The 19964-nt window shown below is 70.3% G+C and carries 21 protein-coding genes; 9 read left to right on the top strand and 12 right to left on the bottom strand.

What is annotated here, in order from left to right; all coding sequences use genetic code 11:
- The first annotated feature begins 63 nt into the window (after nucleotides 1–63).
- The gene (locus ACLQ27_RS18350) at nucleotides 64–621 is read left to right on the top strand and encodes a TetR/AcrR family transcriptional regulator (RefSeq protein ID WP_357493587.1); all 558 of its coding nucleotides are present in this window, start codon (nucleotides 64–66) and stop codon (nucleotides 619–621) included.
- Between the two features lie 20 nt (nucleotides 622–641).
- On the opposite strand, the gene ACLQ27_RS18345 is transcribed toward ACLQ27_RS18350, so the two are convergent.
- Nucleotides 642–1130 carry a MarR family winged helix-turn-helix transcriptional regulator gene (locus tag ACLQ27_RS18345; protein WP_357493588.1) on the bottom strand — a complete coding sequence of 163 codons (489 nt, stop codon included), beginning with the start codon at nucleotides 1128–1130 and terminating at the stop codon, nucleotides 642–644.
- A 58-nt stretch (nucleotides 1131–1188) separates the two neighbouring features.
- On the opposite strand from ACLQ27_RS18345, the gene ACLQ27_RS18340 reads away from it, so the two are divergent.
- The gene (locus tag ACLQ27_RS18340; RefSeq protein WP_357493590.1) at nucleotides 1189–2820 is read left to right on the top strand and encodes an MFS transporter; all 1632 of its coding nucleotides are present in this window, start codon (nucleotides 1189–1191) and stop codon (nucleotides 2818–2820) included.
- Here ACLQ27_RS18340 and ACLQ27_RS18335 read toward each other — a convergent pair.
- Together ACLQ27_RS18335 and ACLQ27_RS18330 are read right to left on the bottom strand one after the other, a co-directional pair.
- Nucleotides 2786–4225, bottom strand: a complete 1440-nt coding sequence (locus ACLQ27_RS18335) for a GuaB1 family IMP dehydrogenase-related protein (RefSeq protein WP_357493591.1) — start codon at nucleotides 4223–4225, stop codon at nucleotides 2786–2788. The two genes, ACLQ27_RS18340 and ACLQ27_RS18335, sit on opposite strands and share 35 nt — an antisense overlap.
- A gap of 130 nt (nucleotides 4226–4355) precedes the next feature.
- Nucleotides 4356–4877: a winged helix-turn-helix transcriptional regulator gene (locus ACLQ27_RS18330; protein ID WP_357573324.1), complete on the bottom strand. Its 522-nt coding sequence runs from the start codon at nucleotides 4875–4877 to the stop codon at nucleotides 4356–4358.
- Nucleotides 4878–4970: 93 nt separating this feature from the next.
- On the opposite strand from ACLQ27_RS18330, the gene ACLQ27_RS18325 reads away from it, so the two are divergent.
- Nucleotides 4971–5576 (top strand): dihydrofolate reductase family protein, encoded by a 606-nt coding sequence (locus ACLQ27_RS18325; protein ID WP_425867765.1) that lies wholly within the window; start codon nucleotides 4971–4973, stop codon nucleotides 5574–5576.
- 65 nt (nucleotides 5577–5641) lie between these two features.
- Here the strand turns inward: ACLQ27_RS18325 and ACLQ27_RS18320 are convergent, their stop codons facing one another.
- On the bottom strand, nucleotides 5642–7393 hold the full coding sequence (locus tag ACLQ27_RS18320) for an acetyl/propionyl/methylcrotonyl-CoA carboxylase subunit alpha (protein ID WP_425867763.1): 1752 nt from the start codon (nucleotides 7391–7393) through the stop codon (nucleotides 5642–5644).
- Nucleotides 7394–7531: 138 nt separating this feature from the next.
- On the opposite strand from ACLQ27_RS18320, the gene ACLQ27_RS18315 reads away from it, so the two are divergent.
- The 3 genes from ACLQ27_RS18315 (at nucleotide 7532) to ACLQ27_RS18305 (ending at nucleotide 10001) form a co-directional block, all read left to right on the top strand.
- A complete protein-coding gene (locus tag ACLQ27_RS18315; RefSeq protein ID WP_357494265.1) occupies nucleotides 7532–8146 on the top strand; it encodes a PadR family transcriptional regulator in 615 nt (204 codons plus the stop codon).
- Between the two features lie 121 nt (nucleotides 8147–8267).
- Nucleotides 8268–9227 carry an ATP-binding cassette domain-containing protein gene (locus ACLQ27_RS18310; RefSeq protein ID WP_234587392.1) on the top strand — a complete coding sequence of 320 codons (960 nt, stop codon included), beginning with the start codon at nucleotides 8268–8270 and terminating at the stop codon, nucleotides 9225–9227.
- Nucleotides 9228–9245: 18 nt separating this feature from the next.
- Complete coding sequence (locus ACLQ27_RS18305; RefSeq protein ID WP_007455563.1) at nucleotides 9246–10001, top strand: ABC transporter permease; 756 nt, start codon at nucleotides 9246–9248, stop codon at nucleotides 9999–10001.
- A 125-nt stretch (nucleotides 10002–10126) separates the two neighbouring features.
- Here ACLQ27_RS18305 and ACLQ27_RS18300 read toward each other — a convergent pair whose 3' ends face one another.
- From ACLQ27_RS18300 to ACLQ27_RS18275, 6 genes are all read right to left on the bottom strand, one after another.
- Nucleotides 10127–10780, bottom strand: a complete 654-nt coding sequence (locus ACLQ27_RS18300) for an O-methyltransferase (protein ID WP_425867760.1) — start codon at nucleotides 10778–10780, stop codon at nucleotides 10127–10129.
- Nucleotides 10777–11532, bottom strand: a complete 756-nt coding sequence (locus tag ACLQ27_RS18295) for a Maf family protein (protein ID WP_425867758.1) — start codon at nucleotides 11530–11532, stop codon at nucleotides 10777–10779. The genes ACLQ27_RS18300 and ACLQ27_RS18295 overlap by 4 nt, the downstream gene beginning before the upstream one ends.
- Nucleotides 11533–11903: 371 nt before the next feature.
- Complete coding sequence (locus tag ACLQ27_RS18290; protein WP_357573766.1) at nucleotides 11904–13052, bottom strand: S8 family serine peptidase; 1149 nt, start codon at nucleotides 13050–13052, stop codon at nucleotides 11904–11906.
- 20 nt (nucleotides 13053–13072) lie between these two features.
- Nucleotides 13073–14452, bottom strand: a complete 1380-nt coding sequence (locus ACLQ27_RS18285; RefSeq protein ID WP_425867756.1) for a hypothetical protein — start codon at nucleotides 14450–14452, stop codon at nucleotides 13073–13075.
- Complete coding sequence (locus ACLQ27_RS18280; RefSeq protein ID WP_357493602.1) at nucleotides 14449–14907, bottom strand: hypothetical protein; 459 nt, start codon at nucleotides 14905–14907, stop codon at nucleotides 14449–14451. The genes ACLQ27_RS18285 and ACLQ27_RS18280 overlap by 4 nt, the downstream gene beginning before the upstream one ends.
- Before the next feature lie 89 nt (nucleotides 14908–14996).
- The gene (locus tag ACLQ27_RS18275; protein ID WP_425867754.1) at nucleotides 14997–15200 is read right to left on the bottom strand and encodes an acyl-CoA carboxylase subunit epsilon; all 204 of its coding nucleotides are present in this window, start codon (nucleotides 15198–15200) and stop codon (nucleotides 14997–14999) included.
- A gap of 90 nt (nucleotides 15201–15290) precedes the next feature.
- On the opposite strand from ACLQ27_RS18275, the gene ACLQ27_RS18270 reads away from it, so the two are divergent.
- Nucleotides 15291–17270, top strand: a complete 1980-nt coding sequence (locus ACLQ27_RS18270; protein WP_357573319.1) for a protein kinase domain-containing protein — start codon at nucleotides 15291–15293, stop codon at nucleotides 17268–17270.
- 65 nt (nucleotides 17271–17335) lie between these two features.
- Nucleotides 17336–17587, top strand: coding sequence for a hypothetical protein (locus tag ACLQ27_RS18265; protein WP_234589102.1), 252 nt, complete (start codon nucleotides 17336–17338; stop codon nucleotides 17585–17587).
- Nucleotides 17588–17669: 82 nt separating this feature from the next.
- Here ACLQ27_RS18265 and ACLQ27_RS18260 read toward each other — a convergent pair whose 3' ends face one another.
- Entirely contained in the window at nucleotides 17670–18422 is a 753-nt protein-coding gene (locus tag ACLQ27_RS18260) for a GH25 family lysozyme (RefSeq protein WP_357493608.1), read from the bottom strand.
- 129 nt (nucleotides 18423–18551) lie between these two features.
- Nucleotides 18552–19103: a Uma2 family endonuclease gene (locus ACLQ27_RS18255; RefSeq protein WP_357573318.1), complete on the bottom strand. Its 552-nt coding sequence runs from the start codon at nucleotides 19101–19103 to the stop codon at nucleotides 18552–18554.
- A 101-nt stretch (nucleotides 19104–19204) separates the two neighbouring features.
- Here ACLQ27_RS18255 and ACLQ27_RS18250 point away from each other — a divergent pair, with 101 nt between their 5' ends.
- A complete protein-coding gene (locus ACLQ27_RS18250) occupies nucleotides 19205–19948 on the top strand; it encodes a M50 family metallopeptidase (protein ID WP_357573317.1) in 744 nt (247 codons plus the stop codon).
- Nucleotides 19949–19964 lie beyond the last annotated feature (16 nt).

Raw genomic sequence — 19964 nt, 5'->3', positions numbered from 1 at the left:
TCTTGTCGATGACAAGATTGCGTACGGGGTGGCATCTTGTCAATGGCAAGATAAGATCCGGGAATGACCGGGACGCGCGGCTACCATCACGGCGACCTTCGTCGCGCCCTGCTCGCCGCCGCCGTCGAGGCGATCGACGAGGCGAGCCCGACGGCCCTGAGCCTGCGCGACCTCGCCCGGCGGGCCGGTGTCTCGCACGCCGCGCCGGCACACCACTTCGGCGACAAGGCCGGCCTGCTCACCGCACTGGCCGCCGAGGGTTTCGACCTGCTGGCCGAGGCGCTGGAGGCCGCCGACGACCTGTTGGCGGCCGGCGTCGCGTACGTCGACTTCGCCGTCCGGCACCGCGCGCACTTCGAGGTGATGTTCCGGCCCGAGCTGTACCGGACCGACGACGCGGAACTGATCGCCGCCCGGGGCCGCTCCGGCGCCGCGCTCCGCTCGGGAGTGGCGCGACTGTCCTCAGACGACGCGTCCGCCGACACCGACCGGGACGCGCTCGCCGCCTGGTCCATCGCGCACGGCTTCGCCACGCTCTGGCTGGCCGGTGCCCTGCCGGACCGGGTCGGCACCGATCCCCACGACGCGGCCCGTACGGTGCTGCGTCGCCTGTTCGACTGACCGTCGAAAGCCCTTTCGGGTCAGCTCTGCGGGCTGCCCGCCGGCCGGTCGGCAGGGGCGGTGGCGACGTACTCCCGCATGACCTCGGTGACGGCCCGCAGGAATGCGGTCGTCGCCGCCGCCTCGTCCGGGGTCAACCGGCTCACCACCTGGTCCACGCCGATGAGCATCGGTCGCAGTGCCGCCAGGACCTCGTCGTACGCCTGCTCGGTCACTTCCAGCGCGAGGCGCCGCCGGTCGTGCGGGTGCGGGGCGCGGCGTACGTGGCCGGCCTGCACCAGGCGGTCCACCAGAGTGGTGGCCGATGCGGAACGGATGCCGAGCCGGTGGCCCAGCTCGACCGGGCCGAGCGGCTCGGAGCTGGAGATCAGGTGGTCGATCGCCGCCGCGTCGGTGGTGCCGATCCCCAGCCGACGGGCCAGAGCGCCCCGGGTGTCGCCGGCCACGCGCAACAGCTCCCGCAGCGCACGGGCCGTCTCGCTGGTCGGGGTTGACGGGGGCCGCGCCATGGGTAAAAGCTAGCAGCCCGGGTAGCTAGAAAATCTAGCTACCAGAAGGAGAGAGTCAATGGCCGAGAACGGGCGCGGACGCTGGTGGGGGCTGTTCGCGATCAGCCTGGGCGTCGCGATGATCATCGTGGATGCCACGATCGTGAACGTCGCCGTCCCGCAGATCATCCGGGACCTCGACATCACCTCGACGGACGCGCAGTGGGTCCAGGAGGCGTACACCCTGGTCTTCGCGGCGCTGTTGCTCGTCGCCGGTCGCTTCGCCGACCGGTCCGGACGCCGCCGGATGTTCGTGACCGGGGTGGTCGTCTTCGTGGCAGCCAGCGTCCTGGCCGCCCTGGCCGGCTCCGGCGAAACCCTGATCGCCTCCCGGGTGCTCCAGGGCGTCGGCGGCGCGATGATGCTGCCCACCTCGCTCTCGCTGCTGAACGCCAACTTCACCGGACGGGACCGGGGTATCGCCTTCGCCGTCTGGGGCTCCACCATCGGCGGTGCGGCGGCCCTCGGCCCGCTGCTGGGCGGCTGGCTGACCACCGAGTACTCGTGGCGCTGGGCCTTCGGCATCAACGTCCCCGTCGGCGTGGCAGTCGTCGCGGTGACCCTCGCGCTGGTCGCCGAGTCCCGCGACGACCGCGCCGAGCGGGGCATCGACATCATCGGCGCGCTGCTCTCCGTGCTCGGCATGACAGGCGTCGTCTTCGCCCTCATCGAGGGTCGCACCTACGGCTGGTGGCAGCGGGAGAAGCCGTTCAGCCTCTTCGGGCTGGACTGGAACGTCACCCTCTCGCCCGTACCGGTGGCCGGTCTGCTCGGCCTCGCGGCGCTCGCCGTCTTCCTCGGTCACCAGCTCCGCCGCAACCGCGTCGGCCGGCCCGCCCTGCTCGACCTGTCGCTGTTCGGGATCGGGTCGTTCCGCAACGGCGTGCTCGCCGCCGCCATCGTCAGCCTCGGCGAATTCGGGCTGCTCTTCGCGCTGCCGCTGTGGTACCAGAACGTGCTCGGCTACAGCGCGTTCGACACCGGTCTGGCGTTGCTGCCACTCGCCGTGGGCAGCTTCCTCGCCAGCGGCATCGGCGCCCCGCTGACCCAACGCCTCGGCGCCGCCCGGGTCGTCCAGCTCGGCGTCGCCGCCGAACTGGTCGGGGTCGCCGGGTTGGGCTTCGTCGTCGCACCCGACACCCGCTGGTGGGCTCCGCTGGGCTTCCTCTTCGTCTACGGCATCGGCGTCGGAATGGCCACCGCCCAACTGACCGGGGTGTCGCTCTCCGAGGTGCCGGTGCAGCGCAGCGGGCAGGGCTCCGGCGTGCAGAGCACCGCCCGGCAGGTCGGCTCGGCGCTCGGCATCGCCGTACTGGGCACCGTCCTGTTCGCCAGCCTCGGCGGCATCCTCGGCGACCGGTTGGCCGACCAGCCGGGCCTCGACGCCGGGCAGCGGGACGAGGTGGTCACGGCCGTCAAGGAGAGCGCCGGAGCGGCTATCGGGGGCCTGGCGGAAGACCCGCGTACCGCCCCGATCGCCCGGGAGGCCCGCATCGCCTTCTCCGACGCGACCCGGTACGCGGCCTTCGCCGCCGCCGGCTTCCTCCTGATCGGCCTGGTGGCCTGCGCCCGGCTGCCCCGCACCCGCCCCGAGCCGTCCGCCCCGAGCGGCGCTGCTACCAGCTCGTCGGCAGCGGCATCCCCTCGGTGAAGCCGGCGGCGCTCTGCACGCCGACGATCGCGCGCTCGTGGAACTGCGTCAGGTCCCGTGCTCCGGCGTAGGTGAAGGCGCTACGGACCCCGGCGATGATCTCGTCGATCAGGTCCTCGACGCCGGGCCGGGTCGGGTCCAGATACATCCGCGCCGAGGAGATGCCCTCCTCGAACACCGCCTTGCGGGCCCGGTCGTACGGGCTGTCGTCGGCGGTACGCGCGCTGACCGCCCGCGCCGAGGCCATCCCGAAGCTCTCCTTGTACCGCCGACCGTCCGGCTCGGTGTAGAGGTCACCGGGAGACTCGTAGGTGCCGGCGAACCAGGAGCCGATCATCACGTTCGACGCGCCGGCGGCGAGCGCGAGCGCCACGTCGCGCGGGTGCCGCACGCCGCCGTCGGCCCAGACGTGCCGGCCCAGCTCGCGGGCCGCCGTCGAGCAGTCGAGCACGGCGGAGAACTGCGGTCGGCCCACGCCGGTCATCATGCGGGTGGTGCACATCGCGCCCGGCCCGACACCTACCTTGATGATGTCCGCGCCGGCCTCGACCAGGTCGCGTACCCCCTCGGCGGTGACGACGTTGCCGGCCGCCACCGGAACGCCCGGGTCCAGCTTGCGGACCGCCCGCAACGCCGAGATCATCCGCTCCTGGTGGCCGTGCGCGGTGTCCACGACAAGCGTGTCCACGCCTGCCTCCAGCAGCGCGGCGGCCTTGCCGGTGACGTCGCCGTTGATCCCGACCGCCGCGGCGATGCGCAGCCGCCCCCGGTCGTCCACGGCCGGCGTGTAGAGGGTGGCCCGCAGCGCGCCCTGCCGGGTCAGCACGCCGACCAGCCGACCGTCGGCGTCCACCACCGGGGCGAGCCGGCGCCGGCCGGCGGAGAGCAGGTCGAAGCCGGTACGCGGGTCCGCGTCCGCCGGGACGGTGTGCAGCTCGGTGGACATGACGTGCCGCAGCTGGGCGAACCGGTCCACGCCCGTGGTGTCCGCCTCGGTGACCACGCCCACCGGCCGACCGGCCTCGTCGACAACGATCACCGCGCCGTGCGACCGCTTCGGCAGGAGGTGGATGGCGTCCCCGACGGTCTCGGTGGGGCCCAGGGTGATTGGTGTGTCGTAGACCAGGTGTCGCTGCTTGACCCAGGCGACGACGTTCGCGACGACCTCGATCGGGATGTCCTGCGGGATCACGGCGATCGCGCCCCGCCGAGCCACCGTCTCGGCCATCCGCCGCCCGGCGACCGCCGTCATGTTCGAGACCACCAGCGGGATGGTGGTGCCGGTGCCGTCACCGGTGGACAGGTCGACGTCCAGCCGGGAGCCGAGGTCGGAGCGGGCCGGCGCCATGAAGACGTCGGTATAGGTCAGGTCGTGCGCGGGAACCGCGCCGTGAAGGAAGCGCACCTGAACATCATTCCTGCTCGCGCCCACTCCTGCCGCCGCTGGTGGCTCAAACCACCCCCACCCCCCGGTCCTGTGCGGCGGGTCACCGGCCGGCACGTGCGCCGGAGCCGCCGTTGGGTGGTGGGGTCCGTCACGAGGTGGGCGGTTCCGGCGGATCGGATCGGTCGCGGGTGGCTGTCTCGTAGGCCGAGCGAAGCTCGTCGACCGCTCGCCGGGCGTGCGGATCGGGCCGGGGGACACCGAGGTGCACCTCGCGTAGGTCGTCCATCAGGCGGGTGATCAGTTCAGGGCCGCCGTCGCGGAGCAGTTCGGCGCGCACCCGGAGGCGACGTTCGCCACCACGGTGGGCCAGCCCCCACGAGCCGAACGCTGCCATGATCGGCAGTGTCTGAATGCCCGCCTCGGTGAGCGAGTAGGCCGCCCGTTGCCCCCGTCGGGCGTCCTCGCGGGTGAGCAGGCCCGCGTCGACGAGGCGCCGCAGGCGGCTGCTGAGAATGTTCGGCGCGATGCCCTCCTCGCTGCCGGCGAGCAGCTCGCGGAAGTGCCGCCGGTTGCCGAACATGATGTCCCGAAGCACGAGCATCACCCACGGATCGCCCAGAACCTCCACCGCCTGATTGATCGGGCAACCCGAGCGTGGCACCGAATCCATCACGCCCTCCCCGGCAAGTGATTGCACTCTGCTATCACTTCATCCTAGGGTAGGTCGAAGCAGTTGCATATCGCTATCACTGAGGGAGGGCCCATGTCGGGGCGGTTCGTGTACTGGATGAACGTGTCCGCCGATCTGTTGATCGAGCGGGCGCCTGGCGAGCAGGGCGGTGGAGAGTGGCTGCGCATCGGGGAGTCACTGCACCAGGAGTTCAACACGCGGGCGCGGGCGCTGTCGCTCCTGGTCCAGGGGCGCACGATCTACGAGACGATGGAGGGCTTCTGGCCGGCGGCGCGCGACGACGAGTCGTTGCCCGGCTACCTACGCGAGTACGGCGAGATCTGGACCTCGAAGCCCAAGGTGCTGGTCTCCCGCACGCGTACCAGCGCCGACCACAACACCGAGATCATCGGTGGCGACGATGCCGTCGGCGAGCTCGCGGAGCTGCGGCGACGGACCGACGGTGACATCGGCGTCGGCGGCGCCACACTGGCCACGGCGCTGCTGCGGGCCGGGCTGCTCGACGAGCTGCTGCTCTTCACGCACCCGGTCATCCTCGGCGCCGGCCGCCCGCTGTTCGACAGCCTCGACGATCCGCTCCAGCTGGACCTGATCGAGCAGGCGCGCTTCGACGAGGGCGTCACCCTCCACCGGTACGCCGTCCGGAACGCGCGCACGCCGCTGCCGCCGACCGCGTAACCGACCCACACCGCAGGGGTCGGCCGCGGCTGCTCCACCCGCAGCAGAGATCTCGCGCTCGCCCCTCAGGCGATGGTGCAGATGGCGGCGCCGGCGGTGATGACGGCACCGACCTCGGCGGTGAGCCCGCTGACCGTACCCGCCTTGTGGGCGTGCAACGGCTGCTCCATCTTCATCGCCTCGAGCACCACCACCAGGTCGCCCTCGGCCACCGTGTCCCCCTCGGCCACCGCGATCTTGACGATGGTGCCCTGCATGGGGGAGGTGAGCGCGTCGCCGCCGACCGGGGCGCCCGCCTTGGCTCCGCCCCCGCGCCGGGCCGGCTTGCGGGAGGCGGGTGCCGCGGTGGTCGTACTCCCGCCGAAGCCGGCGGGGAGGCTGACCTCGATGCGCTTGCCGGCGACCTCGACCACGACGGTGTCGCGTTCTTCCGGCGCCTCGACGGCGCCGGCGGCGGCGACGAACGGCGGCACGGTGTTGTGAAACTCGGTCTCGATCCACCGGGTGTGCACGGTGAACGGTTCGGCGGTGAACGCCTCGTCCCGCACGACCAGGCGGTGGAACGGCAGCGCGGTGGCCATCCCGTCGACGACCATCTCGTCCAGCGCGCGGCGGGCGCGTTCCAACGCCTCGGTCCGCGTCTCACCGGTGATGATCACCTTGGCCAGCAGCGAGTCGAAATTGCCGCCGATCACGTCGCCGGCCGAGATGCCGGTGTCCACCCGGACGCCCGGGCCGGTGGGCAGGCGCAGCGTGGTGACGGTGCCCGGCGCGGGCAGGAAGTTGCGGCCCGGGTCCTCGCCGTTGATCCGGAACTCGATGGCGTGCCCGCGCGGCGTCGGGTCCTCGGTGATCCGCAGCTTCTCGCCGTCGGCGATCCGGAACTGCTCGCGGACCAGGTCGATGCCGGCGGTCTCCTCGGTGACCGGGTGCTCGACCTGGAGCCGGGTGTTGACCTCCAGGAAGGAGATCGTGCCGTCTTTGCCGACCAGGTATTCCACAGTGCCGGCGCCGTGGTAGCCGGCCTCCCGGCAGATCGCCTTGGCGCTGTCGTGGATCTGGGCGCGCTGGGCGTCGGTGAGGAACGGCGCGGGGGCCTCCTCGACGAGCTTCTGGTGCCGGCGCTGCAACGAGCAGTCCCGGGTGCCCACCACGATCACGTTGCCGTGCTGGTCGGCGAGGACCTGCGCCTCGACGTGCCGGGGCTGGTCCAGGTAGCGCTCGACGAAGCACTCGCCCCGGCCGAACGCCGCGACCGCCTCGCGGGTGGCCGACTCGAAGAGCTGGGGGATCTCCTCCATGGTCCGGGCGACCTTGAGGCCGCGCCCACCACCGCCGAAGGCGGCCTTGATGGCGACCGGCAGCCCGTGGTCGACGGCGAACGCCATCACCTCGTCGGGGCTGCCCACCGGGTCCGGGGTGCCGGGGACCAGCGGAGCGCCGGCGCGCTGGGCGATGTGCCGGGCGGTCACCTTGTCGCCCAGGTCGCGGATCGCCTGCGGGGTGGGGCCGATCCAGGTCAGCCCGGCGTCGATGACCGCCTGGGCGAAGTCGGCGTTCTCGGACAGGAACCCGTAACCCGGGTGTACGGCGTCGGCGCCGGCCCGGGCGGCGACGTCGAGCAGCTTGTCGATGCGCAGGTACGTCTCGGTCGCGCTGTCCCCGCCGAGCGCGTACGCCTCGTCCGCGAGGGTGGAGTGCAGGGCGTCGCGGTCGGAGTCCGCGTACACGGCGACGCTGCCCAGGCCGGCGTCACGGCAGGCGCGGGTGACCCGGACGGCGATCTCGCCGCGGTTGGCGATGAGTACCTTGCGCACCTCGTGGCTCCTCCCGGCAGGTTACTGACCGGGAGTGTATCGGCCACCCGTGCCGACCCTAACGATCGCTCAGTGTGGGGTGCGGCACTGAAGTTAGTCAAACTTGGCTATTACGCTTGTGTGGTGTCTGCGACTCGAATGATGATTCTCGGTCTGGTGCGGTGGATGCAGCCCGTGCACGGCTACGACGTGCGCCGTGAGCTGCTGAGCTGGAGCGCCGACAAGTGGGCGAACGTGCAGCCCGGCTCGATCTACCACGCGCTGCGCAAGCTCACCGAGGAAGGCCTGCTCCGTGCCGTCGCCACCGAGCAGGTCGGCGCCCGTCCGGCCCGGACCACCTACGAGGTGACCCCCAAGGGCGAAGACGAGTTCGAGACGCTGCTGCGCAACTCCTGGTGGAACCTCACGGAGCCGTCCGACCCCTTCGCGGTGGCCTTCTCCTTCCTGCCCGCCATGCCGCGCGCCGAGGCCGCCGCGGCCCTGCGCAACCGGGCCAATCTGCTGCGCGCCGGCGTCGAGTCGATGCGCGCCTCCCTGGAGTCGGACTGGGTGCGTAACCGCAAGCCGGCGCACGTGGGTTGGATGTTCGAGCTGTGGGCGGCGCGGGCGGAGGCGGAGATGGGGTGGTGCGACCGGATCGCGGAACGGATCGACTCGGGAGTGTCGTACCTGCCTGCTGAGCTGGAGAACGCCGAGGGTTGGTCGGGGTGGAAGGACCGCCAGGAGTCGCGGCCTCCGACTGCCACGGAATAATCAACGTTGACTAGAAGAGTTATATCGCGTTAGCCTGCTGGCGGCACAGCGGGGGAGTGCGCCGTCCGGCGTCGTCCCACTCGACGGCCGGCGCGACCGGCCCGACCGACCAGGAGCACAAATGATCGAGACCAGGGGGCTGCGGAAGTCGTTCCGCTCCCGCGCGGGTCGAGAGACGAAGACGGTTGACGCCGTGCGGGGCGTCAACCTTCAGGTCGCCGAGGGTGAGATCTTCGGCTTCCTCGGCCCCAACGGCGCCGGCAAGACCACCACGCTGCGGATGCTCGCCACGCTCATCGAGCCCGACGGCGGCGAGGCCACCATCGCCGGAGCCGACCTGCGCAAGGATCCGGCCGAGGTTCGCCGCCGGATCGGGTACGTCCCGCAGGGCGGCAGCACGTGGGACGAGTCCACAGCCCGTGAGGAGCTGGTCCTGCACGCCCGGATGTACGGCATCGGCAAGGCCGACGCGCAGCAGCGGGCCGCCCGCGCGCTGGCCGCCTTCCAGCTCACCGAGTACGCCGACCGCAAGTGCAAGACCTACTCCGGAGGCCAGCGCCGGCGGGTCGAGATCGCGCTCGGCATCATCCACGAGCCGAAGATCGTCTTCCTGGACGAGCCGACCACCGGCCTCGACCCGCAGAGCCGCGCCCACATGTGGGACGAGATCCGGCGACTGCGCAACGACGGCATGACGGTCTTCATCACCACGCACTACCTGGACGAGGCCGACGCGCTCTGCGACCGCATCGCGATCATGGACAACGGCGAGGTCGTCGCCGAGGGCACCCCGGCCGAGCTCAAGCGGGAGATCTCCGGCGACGTCGTGCTCGTCGGCCTCGACCTGGCCGCCACCCCGCAGGCCGCCCAGGCGCTCGACGGCGAGGCGTACGTCAACAAGCTGGAGACCGCCGACGAGGGCGGCCTGCGCCTCTACGTCGACGAGGGCGCCACCGCCATTCCCCAGGTGCTGCGCCGACTCGACCACGCCGGGCTGGAGCTGCGCTCGATCGAGCTGCACCGGCCCAGCCTGGACGACGTCTTCCTGACCAAGACCGGCCGCTCGCTGCGCGAGTCCTGACCACCGGAGAGACGACTCATGAAATTCGCCCGCGACACGTGGCTGATCTTCCAGCGGCAGATCCAGCTCCTGCTGCGCAACCCGGTCTGGGTCTTCGTCGGCGTGTTCCAGCCGGTGATGTACCTGCTGCTCTTCGCCCCGCTGCTCAAGCCGGCCCTGAACGCGCCCACCCAGGCCGCCGCCTACAAGATCTTCGTGCCGGGTCTGCTGGTGCTGCTGGCCATCTTCGGCGGCCTGTTCCAGGGCTTCGGCCTGATCGCCGAGCTGCGCGCCGGCGTCATCGAACGGTCCCGGGTCACCCCGATCAGCCGGCTCGCCCTGCTGCTCGGCCGCTCGCTGCGCGACGTGGTCTCGCTCATCGTGCAGGCGGTCATCATCACCCTGCTGGCGCTCCTGTTCGACCTGCGGGTGTTCATCGGTGACCTGCTGCTGGCGTACCTCATGCTCGCCCTCATCGCGCTCATGACCTCGGCCGTCTCGTACGGCGTCGCACTCAAGGTCAAGAGCGAGGACGCGCTGGCCCCACTGATGAACACCGTGGCGCAGCCGGTGCTGCTGCTCTCCGGCATCCTGCTGCCGCTGACCTTCGCACCGGGCTGGCTGCAGGGCATCGCCGACTGGAACCCTTTCTCCTGGGCGGTCGACGGCACCCGCGCGCTCTTCGCCGGCGACCTGGGCAGCGACAAGGTCTGGCAGGGCCTCACCATCACGGCGGTCCTCGCCGCGCTGGGAGTCTTCTGGGCCGCCCGCCAGTTCGCCCGCAGCGTCCGCTGACGCTCGCCCCTGGGCCGGCCTGACCCCGGGCCCGGCTTGATCGACTCGGGTTCCTGAAAGTTGGGGTGTCCTACCGCCGAGGATGCCGCGATTTCCAGGAACCCGAGTGGATCAGAGCGCGGCGGTCAGCGGACCCGGGCGAGGGTGAGGCCGTCCGCGATCGGCAGCATCACCGGGTCGACCCGTACGTCGGCGAGCACCTCGTCGTTGAACGCGGCGATCGCCCGGTCGTTGGCGTCCCGCGGGGCGAGCACCCGCCCGCCGCGCAGCACGTTGTCCACGGCGATCACCCCGCCCGGCCGCATCCGGGGCACCAGCTCGGCCCAGTAGACCGGGTACCCGGTCTTGTCCGCGTCGATGAACGCGAAGTCCAGGTGACGCTCGTGCGGCAACTCCCGCAGCGTCTCGCCGGCCGGGCCGATCCGCAGGTCGATGCGGTCCTGCACGCCGGCGCGGGCCCAGTACCGCCGGGCGATGCCGGTGAACTCCTCGGAAATGTCGAAGCAGGTCAGCCGCCCGCCCTCGGGCAACCCCCGGGCGATGGCCAGCGCCGACAGGCCGGTGAACGTGCCAACCTCGACCGCCTGCTGTACGTCCAGCAGCCGGGTCAGGAACGTCAGGAACGCGGCCTGCTCCGGTGCCACCTGCATGGAGGCGTGCTCGGGCAGCAGCGACCGGGTCTCCTCGGCGAGATCCTGGATGATCTCGTCCGGTGGGGCGCCGTGCGCGACCAGGTAGGCGTGCAACTCGTCGGTGAGCGGGATCGACTTCGTGGTCATGACCGGACGTTACCGATCGGCTCGACCGATTGGCCGCCCGGCGCGACAGTTGTCCACAGGTCCGTGATCTGCAGCCCCAGTTCGGCGAGGAGCCGACGCAGCAGCGGCATCGACAATCCGACCACGGTCCCCGGGTCGCCCTCGATCCGTTCCACGAACGGCCCGCCCAACCCGTCGATCGTGAACGCGCCCGCCACCGCCAGCGGCTCGCCGGTGGCGACGTACGCGGCGATCTCGTCGTCGCTGATGTCCGCAAAATGGACTGTCGTCGAGGCAACCGCCTCCGCGCGCCGCCCACTGACGCCGTCGATCAGGCAGTGCCCACTGTGCAGGACACCGCTGCGCCCCCTCATCCGCAGCCAACGCTGGGTGGCGTCGGCCGGATCCGCCGGCTTGCCGAGAATCTCCGAGTCGAACTCGAGCACCGAGTCGCAGCCGATGATCAGGGTCCGCTGACCGGTGCCTGCGGTGCTGGTGCCTGTGTTCGTGCTGGTGCCTGCGTTCGGGCTCGTGCCTGTGTTCGTGCGGGTTGGCTCGGCTGCCGTTGCGGCCGGGCTCAGTCGGGCCAGGACTGCCTCCGCCTTGAGCCGAGCCAACTCCAGACACAGGTCCTCGGCCCGATCGGTCACCACCAGGGACTCGTCCACCCCGCTGACCAGCACCTCCGGCTCGATGCCAGCGGCCTGGAGAGACTTACGACGGGCGGGGCTGGCCGAGGCGAGCACGAGGCGGAGCGGCAGAGAATCAGACACCAGCCCGACGTTACCGGCTCACCACCCACCACACCGGTCCACCCGCCCCGCGTGGCCCCCAACGCCGTGCTCCTCACGCCACGGCCCCGCGCTTCATGCCCACGCGGCCTGGCGCTTCATGTCCACGCGGCCTGGCGCTTCATGTCCACGCGGCCTGGCGCTTCATGTCCACGCGGCCTGGCGCTCTTGATCCACTCCACATCGCCGATATCGGCCTTTCAACCAGCCACGAAAGACCCACATCGCCGATATAAAGTCGATCAGCCCTTCGGCCCCTCCATGATCGACTCGACTTCATGGATATCGGGGTATCCCGCCGCCCGGACACCCCGATATCAAGGATCCCGAGTCGATCAACGCGCTCCGGCCGATCAGCGACTGATTCTGGGCGGCGGATCATCACCACGCCGCCGACGTCGCACCACCAGCGCCCATCCGACGCCAGCGGCCACGATCACGGCGAGAGTGGCGAGACCGCGAGCTGTCGCGCCATCATCGCCCTCACCGGGCCGAGCGTCGGCCGTCGTGGTCGGGCCAGCGCCGGCCGGAGCGCTCACCGACTCAAACCCCAGCGGGGGTACGTCTGCCGTCAGCGCTGCCACAAGATCGATCACGCCGTACCCGTACTCGTCGTCCCGGCCCGGCGGACCCTTGTCGATGGCTGTGGCCGTAAGCCGATGGGCCACCTCCTGCGCCGGCAGGTAGGGGTACTTCGACCTGATCAACGCCGCCGCTCCAGCCACAATCGCCGTCGCGTCAGAGGTGCCTGTGCCTTTGCGGTACTTGCCGTTAATGCTCGTGCTGTAAATGTCAACCGCCGGCGCAACCACGTCAATCTCGGGGCCCGTAACGGAGATATCGGCATGATTCCCATTCCGATCTACCCCCCCCACCGCGATAACTGCATTCTCTGATGCTGGGTAACCGACTTTGGTGTCCTCCGGTTTGTTGCCGGCGGCAGCAACCAGAACGATATTCGCGGCGAGTGCTGCTTTGATGGATCGCTGCAACGGAATGCCAGCACCGCCGACCGACGGTATGCAGATCACATCAGCGCCTTGGCGAACAGCATAATCAATGCCGGCGGCCAAGGCGTCAGCCTCCCCTTGGCCGTTGGTGGGAGTATCGCGGATCGGGAGTATTTTTGCATCGGGAGCTAGCCCCAAGGCGCCAAGATTGCCTCCTTGCCCATGGGCCGCGATCAACCCCGCCATACCGGTGCCGTGACTATTCTGGTCATTCTGACCATCGCCGTTGCCGTCGGAGACCATATCGATCCCACGAAGCAGGTTGTTCCGCAAATCGGGGTGCGGTTGAACGCCTGTATCTGGAACTGCGACGATTACCCCGCGGCCGCGTGTGATCTCTTGGGCATCAGAGGTTTTCAGATATTTTAGGTGCCATTGATCCGTGCGGACCCGTTCGACCTCACTGGGTTCGCTTGTCGGCTGGCGAGAGTTGCTCTTCGCGGGTAAGGCTATTGGTGCTATTAGCGACAGAAGGGCGGCCAATGCTGCCAGGCTCTGTCGGCTGGATTGACTCACCGATCGAGGCCGATGGCCGGTCCTGGGTCAGATGGGCCAGGCTCCTCCGGCGGGCGAACAATAGGGTTGACGCCATGGTCGGTCTTCCACGGATGGTCGGGATCCCAAGCGTGCCTATCTTCTTCATATCCGTTCCTCCCGGGACGGCCAGGAGGGTAGCTTGGTCCGTAATTGCCGCCCGTACCAGGGGCGCCACCGATAGGCGAGAAGCCGTGTCCTCCGGCTGCACTACGGCCACTGCCCGGACGCGAGCCGGCACTGCCGGTCGGCGTGGTGCCAGCACCGCCACCGCCTATTACGCCGCCGATCGGATTAACCTTCCGCGTTGGATTGCCACCGGAGGCAGGCGAGCCGAGTCCGGAGCTAGGCATGCCGCCGATGAGGCCGTTAGTTGGTGCCGCTCGGGCCGACGGGGCCGTCGGGATGTGGGACAAACCCTTGGTTGCTCCGCTGGCGGTCCGCCCGATAGCGTCGGTTTGCCCTTGCGGCGGCACCTGCGGCCTAACGAGCGAGGTGGGTGGTGTTTGAGCTGTCGGCCCGAAGCCCGTCGCCGCTATGTTCGGTGTAACTCCCGGTAACCCTGCGTTGGCGAGTGGTGGTGCTGGTGCAACGCCCGCGCCGGCACTGCCAAGTATCGGTCCCACGGTAGATGCCTGAACGGGATGCGAGCTGCCGGCTGGATTTAACAAGGGGCGGCGAACGGCTGTGTCGGGGGTGATTGGCACTGGAACGATCGGCGGAATCGTCGGTCCGGTGCTGGCATCGTAAGCATCTGTGCTGGCGGGGTCTCGCCTTAACCTCGGGGGCGGCGGCGGGGGTTTTTGGAGGGTGGCTTGGGCTTGTTGGAGTTCGCCGCTGAGGTTGAACATCATGGCCCGCGCCTGCACGTTCAGCCGTTCCAGCTCGCCGTCCGTCACCGGTGACTCGACAACCCGGTTACCCATGATCGCTTTGGGGTCGGCGGCTGTCGCGTCGTACGCCTGCTTCTGCTGGAGCTTGGTCGCGTACTCCTCGTGGATCTTGCGGAGCTCGGCGCGGGTGGTGCCGATGGCCTGGGTGGCGGCGGACAGCGCGGTGTAGTTGGCGGCGGCGGCGTCGTGGGTGTGCCGCACCTTGGCGATCAGGTCGTCGAGTTGGGCGAGGTACGTGCCGGAGGCGGCGCTGGTTTCCGGGGGCCAGGCTTCGGCGAGCCCGCGCCGGTACTCCTGGAGTCGGCCGAGGTGGATCTGGGCCAGGTCGCAGACCTTGCGCCAGCCGGCGACCTGTTTCCAGTGGTTGGTGGTGTCGTGGTCCTGGAGGCACGCCCACATGCTGTTGACGTCCATCAGGTGCCAGTCGGTCTGGCCGGAGGTGCGGCCGCCACCTCGTTCGATCATGGCAGGACCACCGGCCTCTGGCTCTCGGGGCCGGTGGGGTCGGTCAGCGTCGGCGTCCGGCCGCCGGGCAGGACGGTGCCGGGGTCGGCGAGGGCCCGCTGGACGTCCACGGCGCGGGCGGCGGAGAAAGCGTCGCTGTCGGCGTACTGGGTGGCGACCCGGTCGGCGACGGCGGCGAGGTGGCCGGTTGCGCCCCGGACGGCGTACACCATGTCGGCGGTGGCCTGCTGCGTCTCGTGGTGGGCGTGCAGGAAGGTGACCAGCTCGATGAACGCGTCGCAGGGGTTGGGCACCTTCGCGGACATGTCGTCGGCGATGTACGACAGGTGGGGTGCGTAGTTGCGTTCGACGTCGGCGGCGAGCCGGTCGGCGAACTCGCGGAGCTGGCGGATGTCGGCCTCGATGCCGCCGTAGCTGTGCAGCCAGGGCGCCGGCTGGTCCTCTTCGGGGATCATCGATCCTCCCTATCCGTCACGGCACCGTTTCCCTGAGTGAGGTTAACGGCTGCACGCCATCCTGGCAGCCCCCACCGGGGCGACCCGGGTCAGCGAGAAAGACGAGGAAGGCCGGAGGCACGCCAGGTGTCGGGGCGGGCCGGGCGACCGCTGCGGGCCCACGCGGACGTGACAACCGGCGCGGGGGCGGCGGCCGGGCGGGACCGCACGATCACCGCGCCGACCAGAGCGGCCAACTCCTCGGCGGTGGGCACGCCGCGAACGACCCGGAACAGCGGCTCTTCGGCAGACATGCCGCCAGGGTACGCGGCTCGAAGTCATCCGCAGCGAACAGTGGCGTGCCGGCGGTGTGAGCGTCGGCGGCTCCGGGTACCGTCTCACCGATGTCGAACGCGCTTCCCCAACTCGTCGCTGACCGATACCGGCTTCTGTCGCCGCTCGGCCAGGGCGGCATGGGTCGGGTGTGGAAGGCGCGCGACGAGGTGTTGCACCGCGACGTCGCCATCAAGGAGTTGGTGCCGCCGCCCGGCCTCACCGACGAGGAACGCCGCGAGATGCGGGAGCGGTCGCTGCGCGAGGCGCGGGCCATCGCCCGGCTCAACCACGTCAACGTGGTACGCATCTTCGACGTTCTGCGCACCGATGGCGACCCGTGGATCGTCATGGAGTACGTGGCGTCGAAGTCTCTGCAGGACACCCTCGCCGAGGACGGGCCGGTGTCGGTGGCCCGCACGATCGAGATCGGCCTGGGCGTGCTGGGCGCGCTGAACGCCGCCCACAAGGCGGGCGTCATGCACCGCGACGTCAAGCCGGGCAACGTGCTGCTGGGCGACGACGGCCGGGTCGTGTTGACCGATTTCGGTCTCGCCACGATCCCCGGCGACCCGAACGTCACCCGCACCGGCATGGTGCTCGGTTCGCCCGCGTACATTTCGCCGGAGCGGGCCCGGGAGGGCACCGCCGGGCCGGAGGCCGACCTGTGGTCGCTGGGCGCGACGCTCTACGCGGCGGTGGAGGGCAAGTCGCCGTACGCGCGGCCGTCCGCGATCGCCACGCTTGCCGCGCTGGCCACCGAGCCGATGCCGCCGCCGAAGAACGCCGGCCCGCTCAAGGCGGTGCTCACCGGGCTGCTGCAGAAGGACCCGAACGAGCGGATCACCGCGGAGGTGGCCGAGCGGCTGCTGCGCCGCGCCGGAGGCAAGCGGGCGCGGGGGATCTCACTGCTCGATGGCGTACGCCGGCCGGGGCCGAACGGTCCACGGGAGCCGCGCCCGCCGCTCGTGCCGGCGCCGCGCCCCGCCGAGGAGAGCGCCGCCCGCCCGGTGTCGCCGCCTGCACCGCGTACCCCGCCGCCGGTCGCCGCGGCCGCGGCCGGGCCGGCAGTCGTCGACGCCTCGCCGACGGAGGTCGTGCCCGCGGGCGCGGACGCCGAGCCGACGGCCACGGTGCCGGCCGAGCCGACCGCGACGATCGACCGCCCGACCACGGCCGAGGCCGAGCCGGCCGTGACGGCGGCCGCCGACGACGGTGAAACGGACGCCGACGACGAGCCGACGGCCGTCGACGGGCCGCCGGTGGCGCCGGTGGCGCCGGAGCAGCGCAAACCTTCGGCCCCGACGTCGGTGATGCCCCCGGTGAGCCCGGCCGGGCGCGCGGCGGTGCCGGCGTTCGACGGTACGAAGCCGAACAACACCCGCCGGAACGTGCTGATCGGGGCGCTGGTGGCCCTGCTGCTGGTCGGCCTCGTGGTGATCGTGCCGATGCTGACCAACGGCGACGACAACGAGAGCCCGCAGGCCGACGCGACGAGCGGGGCGGCCGCGACGTCGGCCCCGGCGCAGTCCTCCGCTCCGGCAGCGCCTCCGCCCACCACCGGCGCACCGACGCCCTCGGCCACGCCGTCGGCCGACCCGAACGCGCTGCCCGCTGGCTGGAAGCTGCACAAGGACCCGGCCGGCTTCACGCTGCCGATCCCTGACGGCTGGATACGCAGCCAGCCCGATGGCAACACGGTCGTCTTCGACCAGGCCAACGGACCGGGTGAGTTGCTGGTGCAGTGGACTCCCAACCCGAAGAAGGACGCGGTCAAGGACTGGGAGAGCCTTGAGAGCGGTCGCAAGAACCTCGTCAACGACTACAAGTTGATCGGCATCAGGCGGTGCACGTTCTGGAAGACCTGCGGCGACTGGGAGTGGCTGGAGACCCGGGACGGGACTCGGATCCACGTCCGTAACCGGGGTTTCGTGACGGCCAGCAACCGTGGCTACGCGCTGCGGTGGGAGATCGCGGAGAAGGACTGGCAGGCCAACCTGCCGAACTTCGACCGGATCGCCAAGGGCTTCGTGCCCGACCGTCAGGACTGAAACTCATTCGCATGACCTTGCGTCGTCCGGGGTAATTGACCTTCGACGACGGAAGGAGGTACGACATGGGTTACCGACGGAGGGACGCCAAGCCCCGACTGGCACTGTGGATGCTCGTCGCGTTCGGCGACGCGGTGCTGCTGCTGGTCGCCGCGGGGGTTCCGGCGTTCATCGCACTGCTCAGTGTCGTGACCGTGGCCGTCTGCGGGGTGGGCGCCTGGCGGCTGAGCCGGCGGGGAGCGCTTGCTCCCGAGGAGGCTCGGGCGCAGGCCCTGAGCGAGACCCAGATGCCGGCCCTGAGCCGACGGCGGGCCTGACCCGTACGCGGTGGCGTGGCGGCAGCCGGACCGATTGTCGACCGTGAGGTGACCGTCGATCCCGCTGCCGCCAACCGCCCGATCAGGTGTTGTTGGCCAGTGCGATCAGTCGGCTCCGGTCACCGTTCCAGTAGTTGCGGTCCACGTTGCCGCTGATCCCGGAGACGGCGCCGCTGCTGGTGTACTGCCAGAAGCTCCACACCGGCGCACCGGCCGGCAGGGCACCCGGCGTGCTCGCCCAGCGGGCAAGCCAGAGCGGGTGGTTGGCCCACGGGCCGGTCCAGCTGCCCGTGCACTGGTTCCACCAGCTGGCGGTGGTGTAGATGACCGCGTACCGGCCGGTGCGGGACCGGTAGGTGTTCAGGAAGTCCTGCACCCAGTTGCGCATCCCCGTGGTGCTGAGCCCGTAGCAGTAACCGCCAGCGTACGGATTGCCCTCGATGTCCAGCGCCGCCGGTAGGGTGCGGCTGTCCGCCGACCACGCGCCACCGTTGGACGCCAGGTAGTTGGCCTGGGTCGAGCCAGCGGAGATGTTGGGCCGGGCGAAGTGGTACGCCCCGCGGATCACCCCGGCGTTGTAGGCGTTGACGTAGTTCGCGTTGAAGCGCGGGTCCTTGTAGCTGGTGCCCTCGGTCGCCTTGATGAAGGCGAACTCGATGCCCGCGTTGCGGACGCTGGTCCAGTTGATGCTGCCTTGGTAGTTGGACACGTCGACGCCTGCGGTGGTGGCTGCCGCCGCCGGGCCGGCGGTCGCGACCACTGTCGCCGCGGCGGCGGCGAGGACTGTGAGGCCGGCCGCGAGCGCGCGGCGCAGCGATGATCGGGTACGGGCCATGAGTGCCTCCAGGGACGCCGGTCTATTGACGCCCATCTTTGGAGGTAAGTGCCCTTGATCGCAATAGCTGTAGAGAAAACTTTCATCGACGACTGTCGGTGGCTCCCGGGGATTGCCGTGCGGAAGCGATCAGCGCAGGGTGGCCGGGTCGAGCTGCCAACGGAACGGCTCGACGATGCTCAACGTTTCACCGGCCTTGGCGACCTGATCCTCGACGTAGTGCTCGCCGTCGAGCCGGTAGAGCCGCAGCGAGTGACCATTGCCGTCCTGCTCGACCAGCAGGTACCAGGGGATTCGCGCGATCGCGTAGAGCTGCATCTTGACCAGGCGGTCAGCAGCAGCGTTGCCCGGCGAGACGATCTCGCCGACGAGGGTCACCCGCTCGGCGTCCAGAAAGGCGCCGTCGTCGTCGATGTCGGTCACGGCGAGATCCGGAATGACGACCCGGTCGACGCCGAGCCGGACGTTGATCGCCTCATAGACCAACAGACCGCCAGGATCAGCTGCTGCCTCGATGCTGTTCGCCAGTCGGCGTGACACCCGCTGGTGCCATCGGCTCGGGGCAGGGCTCACGATCAGGCTCCCGTCGAGCAGCTCGATGCGGTCCGGGGTCTCACCCAGGGCGAAATAGTCGGCCTCGGTCCAGAGCCCGACGTGGTGTCCCAGGGGTTCCGCGCTCATCGGCCCTCACCTCCCGCTTCACTCGCCACCCGATCAGTCTCACAGGATACGAGCCGGTGCCTCGGCAGCGACACGGAACGCCGCCGGTAGGCTCGCGCCCCATGATGTCGATCGACGGACTGGGCGAGATGTGGGACACGCTGTTCGGCGCGCAGCCGGACCCGCCCCCGTTGCTGGTGTTGATCACCGCGGCCGTCGCGCTGGTGGTGGTGTCCACCCGGCTGCCCTGGCGGATCGCCCGCAACGCCATCACCATCGCCCACGAGGGCGGGCACGCGCTCGTCGCTCTGCTCACCGGTCGTAAGCTGCGTGGCATCCGGCTGCACTCGGACACGTCCGGGCTGACGCTCTCCGCCGGTCGGCCCACCGGACCGGGCATGATCCTGACCCTGCTCGCCGGGTACGTCGCCCCGCCGCTGATCGGGTTGGCCGGCGCGTGGCTGCTTGGGGGTAACCGGATCACCCTGCTGCTCTGGGTCGCGGTGGTGCTGCTGCTCGCCATGCTCGTCATGATCCGAAACGCGTTCGGTGTGGTGTCGCTGCTGGTCACCGGGGCGCTGGTGTTCGCCGTCTCCTGGTACGCGACGCCGCAGGTGCAGGCCGCTTTCGCGTACACCGGGGTGTGGTTCCTGCTGCTGGGCGGGGTGCGGCCGGTGGTGGAGCTGCAACGGCTGCGCTCGCGCGGCCGGATGCCCGCCTCCGACGCCGACCAACTCGCCGGACTCACCCCGTTCCCGGCGTTCTTCTGGGTCACGGTCTTCGCCCTGGTCAACCTGGCCGCCCTGGTCGCCGGCGCCCTGCTGCTAGCTGGCCCCATCCTCACCGACGCCGGCCTAACCCTCTAATCCCTGGCCCCCTCCC

The organism is Micromonospora sp. DT63, assembly GCF_049841615.1.
Lineage (GTDB): Bacteria > Actinomycetota > Actinomycetes > Mycobacteriales > Micromonosporaceae > Micromonospora.
Note: the sequence above shows the minus strand (reverse complement) of the source record. Positions and strands in the feature narration are given on the sequence as shown.

What these genes read in the sequence shown, in the direction of transcription:
- ACLQ27_RS18275 (WP_425867754.1), bottom strand. Translation starts at nt 15,200, where the DNA reads ATGTCTGCCGAAGAGCCGCTGTTCCGGGTCGTTCGCGGCGTGCCCACC.
- ACLQ27_RS18270 (WP_357573319.1), top strand. Translation starts at nt 15,291, where the DNA reads ATGTCGAACGCGCTTCCCCAACTCGTCGCTGACCGATACCGGCTTCTG.
- ACLQ27_RS18325 (WP_425867765.1), top strand. Translation starts at nt 4,971, where the DNA reads ATGTCGGGGCGGTTCGTGTACTGGATGAACGTGTCCGCCGATCTGTTG.
- ACLQ27_RS18280 (WP_357493602.1), bottom strand. Translation starts at nt 14,907, where the DNA reads ATGATCCCCGAAGAGGACCAGCCGGCGCCCTGGCTGCACAGCTACGGC.
- ACLQ27_RS18310 (WP_234587392.1), top strand. Translation starts at nt 8,268, where the DNA reads ATGATCGAGACCAGGGGGCTGCGGAAGTCGTTCCGCTCCCGCGCGGGT.
- ACLQ27_RS18315 (WP_357494265.1), top strand. Translation starts at nt 7,532, where the DNA reads ATGATGATTCTCGGTCTGGTGCGGTGGATGCAGCCCGTGCACGGCTAC.
- ACLQ27_RS18285 (WP_425867756.1), bottom strand. Translation starts at nt 14,452, where the DNA reads ATGATCGAACGAGGTGGCGGCCGCACCTCCGGCCAGACCGACTGGCAC.
- ACLQ27_RS18350 (WP_357493587.1), top strand. Translation starts at nt 64, where the DNA reads ATGACCGGGACGCGCGGCTACCATCACGGCGACCTTCGTCGCGCCCTG.
- ACLQ27_RS18250 (WP_357573317.1), top strand. Translation starts at nt 19,205, where the DNA reads ATGATGTCGATCGACGGACTGGGCGAGATGTGGGACACGCTGTTCGGC.
- ACLQ27_RS18345 (WP_357493588.1), bottom strand. Translation starts at nt 1,130, where the DNA reads ATGGCGCGGCCCCCGTCAACCCCGACCAGCGAGACGGCCCGTGCGCTG.
- ACLQ27_RS18305 (WP_007455563.1), top strand. Translation starts at nt 9,246, where the DNA reads ATGAAATTCGCCCGCGACACGTGGCTGATCTTCCAGCGGCAGATCCAG.
- ACLQ27_RS18330 (WP_357573324.1), bottom strand. Translation starts at nt 4,877, where the DNA reads ATGGATTCGGTGCCACGCTCGGGTTGCCCGATCAATCAGGCGGTGGAG.
- ACLQ27_RS18265 (WP_234589102.1), top strand. Translation starts at nt 17,336, where the DNA reads ATGGGTTACCGACGGAGGGACGCCAAGCCCCGACTGGCACTGTGGATG.
- ACLQ27_RS18255 (WP_357573318.1), bottom strand. Translation starts at nt 19,103, where the DNA reads ATGAGCGCGGAACCCCTGGGACACCACGTCGGGCTCTGGACCGAGGCC.
- ACLQ27_RS18340 (WP_357493590.1), top strand. Translation starts at nt 1,189, where the DNA reads ATGGCCGAGAACGGGCGCGGACGCTGGTGGGGGCTGTTCGCGATCAGC.
- ACLQ27_RS18300 (WP_425867760.1), bottom strand. Translation starts at nt 10,780, where the DNA reads ATGACCACGAAGTCGATCCCGCTCACCGACGAGTTGCACGCCTACCTG.
- ACLQ27_RS18260 (WP_357493608.1), bottom strand. Translation starts at nt 18,422, where the DNA reads ATGGCCCGTACCCGATCATCGCTGCGCCGCGCGCTCGCGGCCGGCCTC.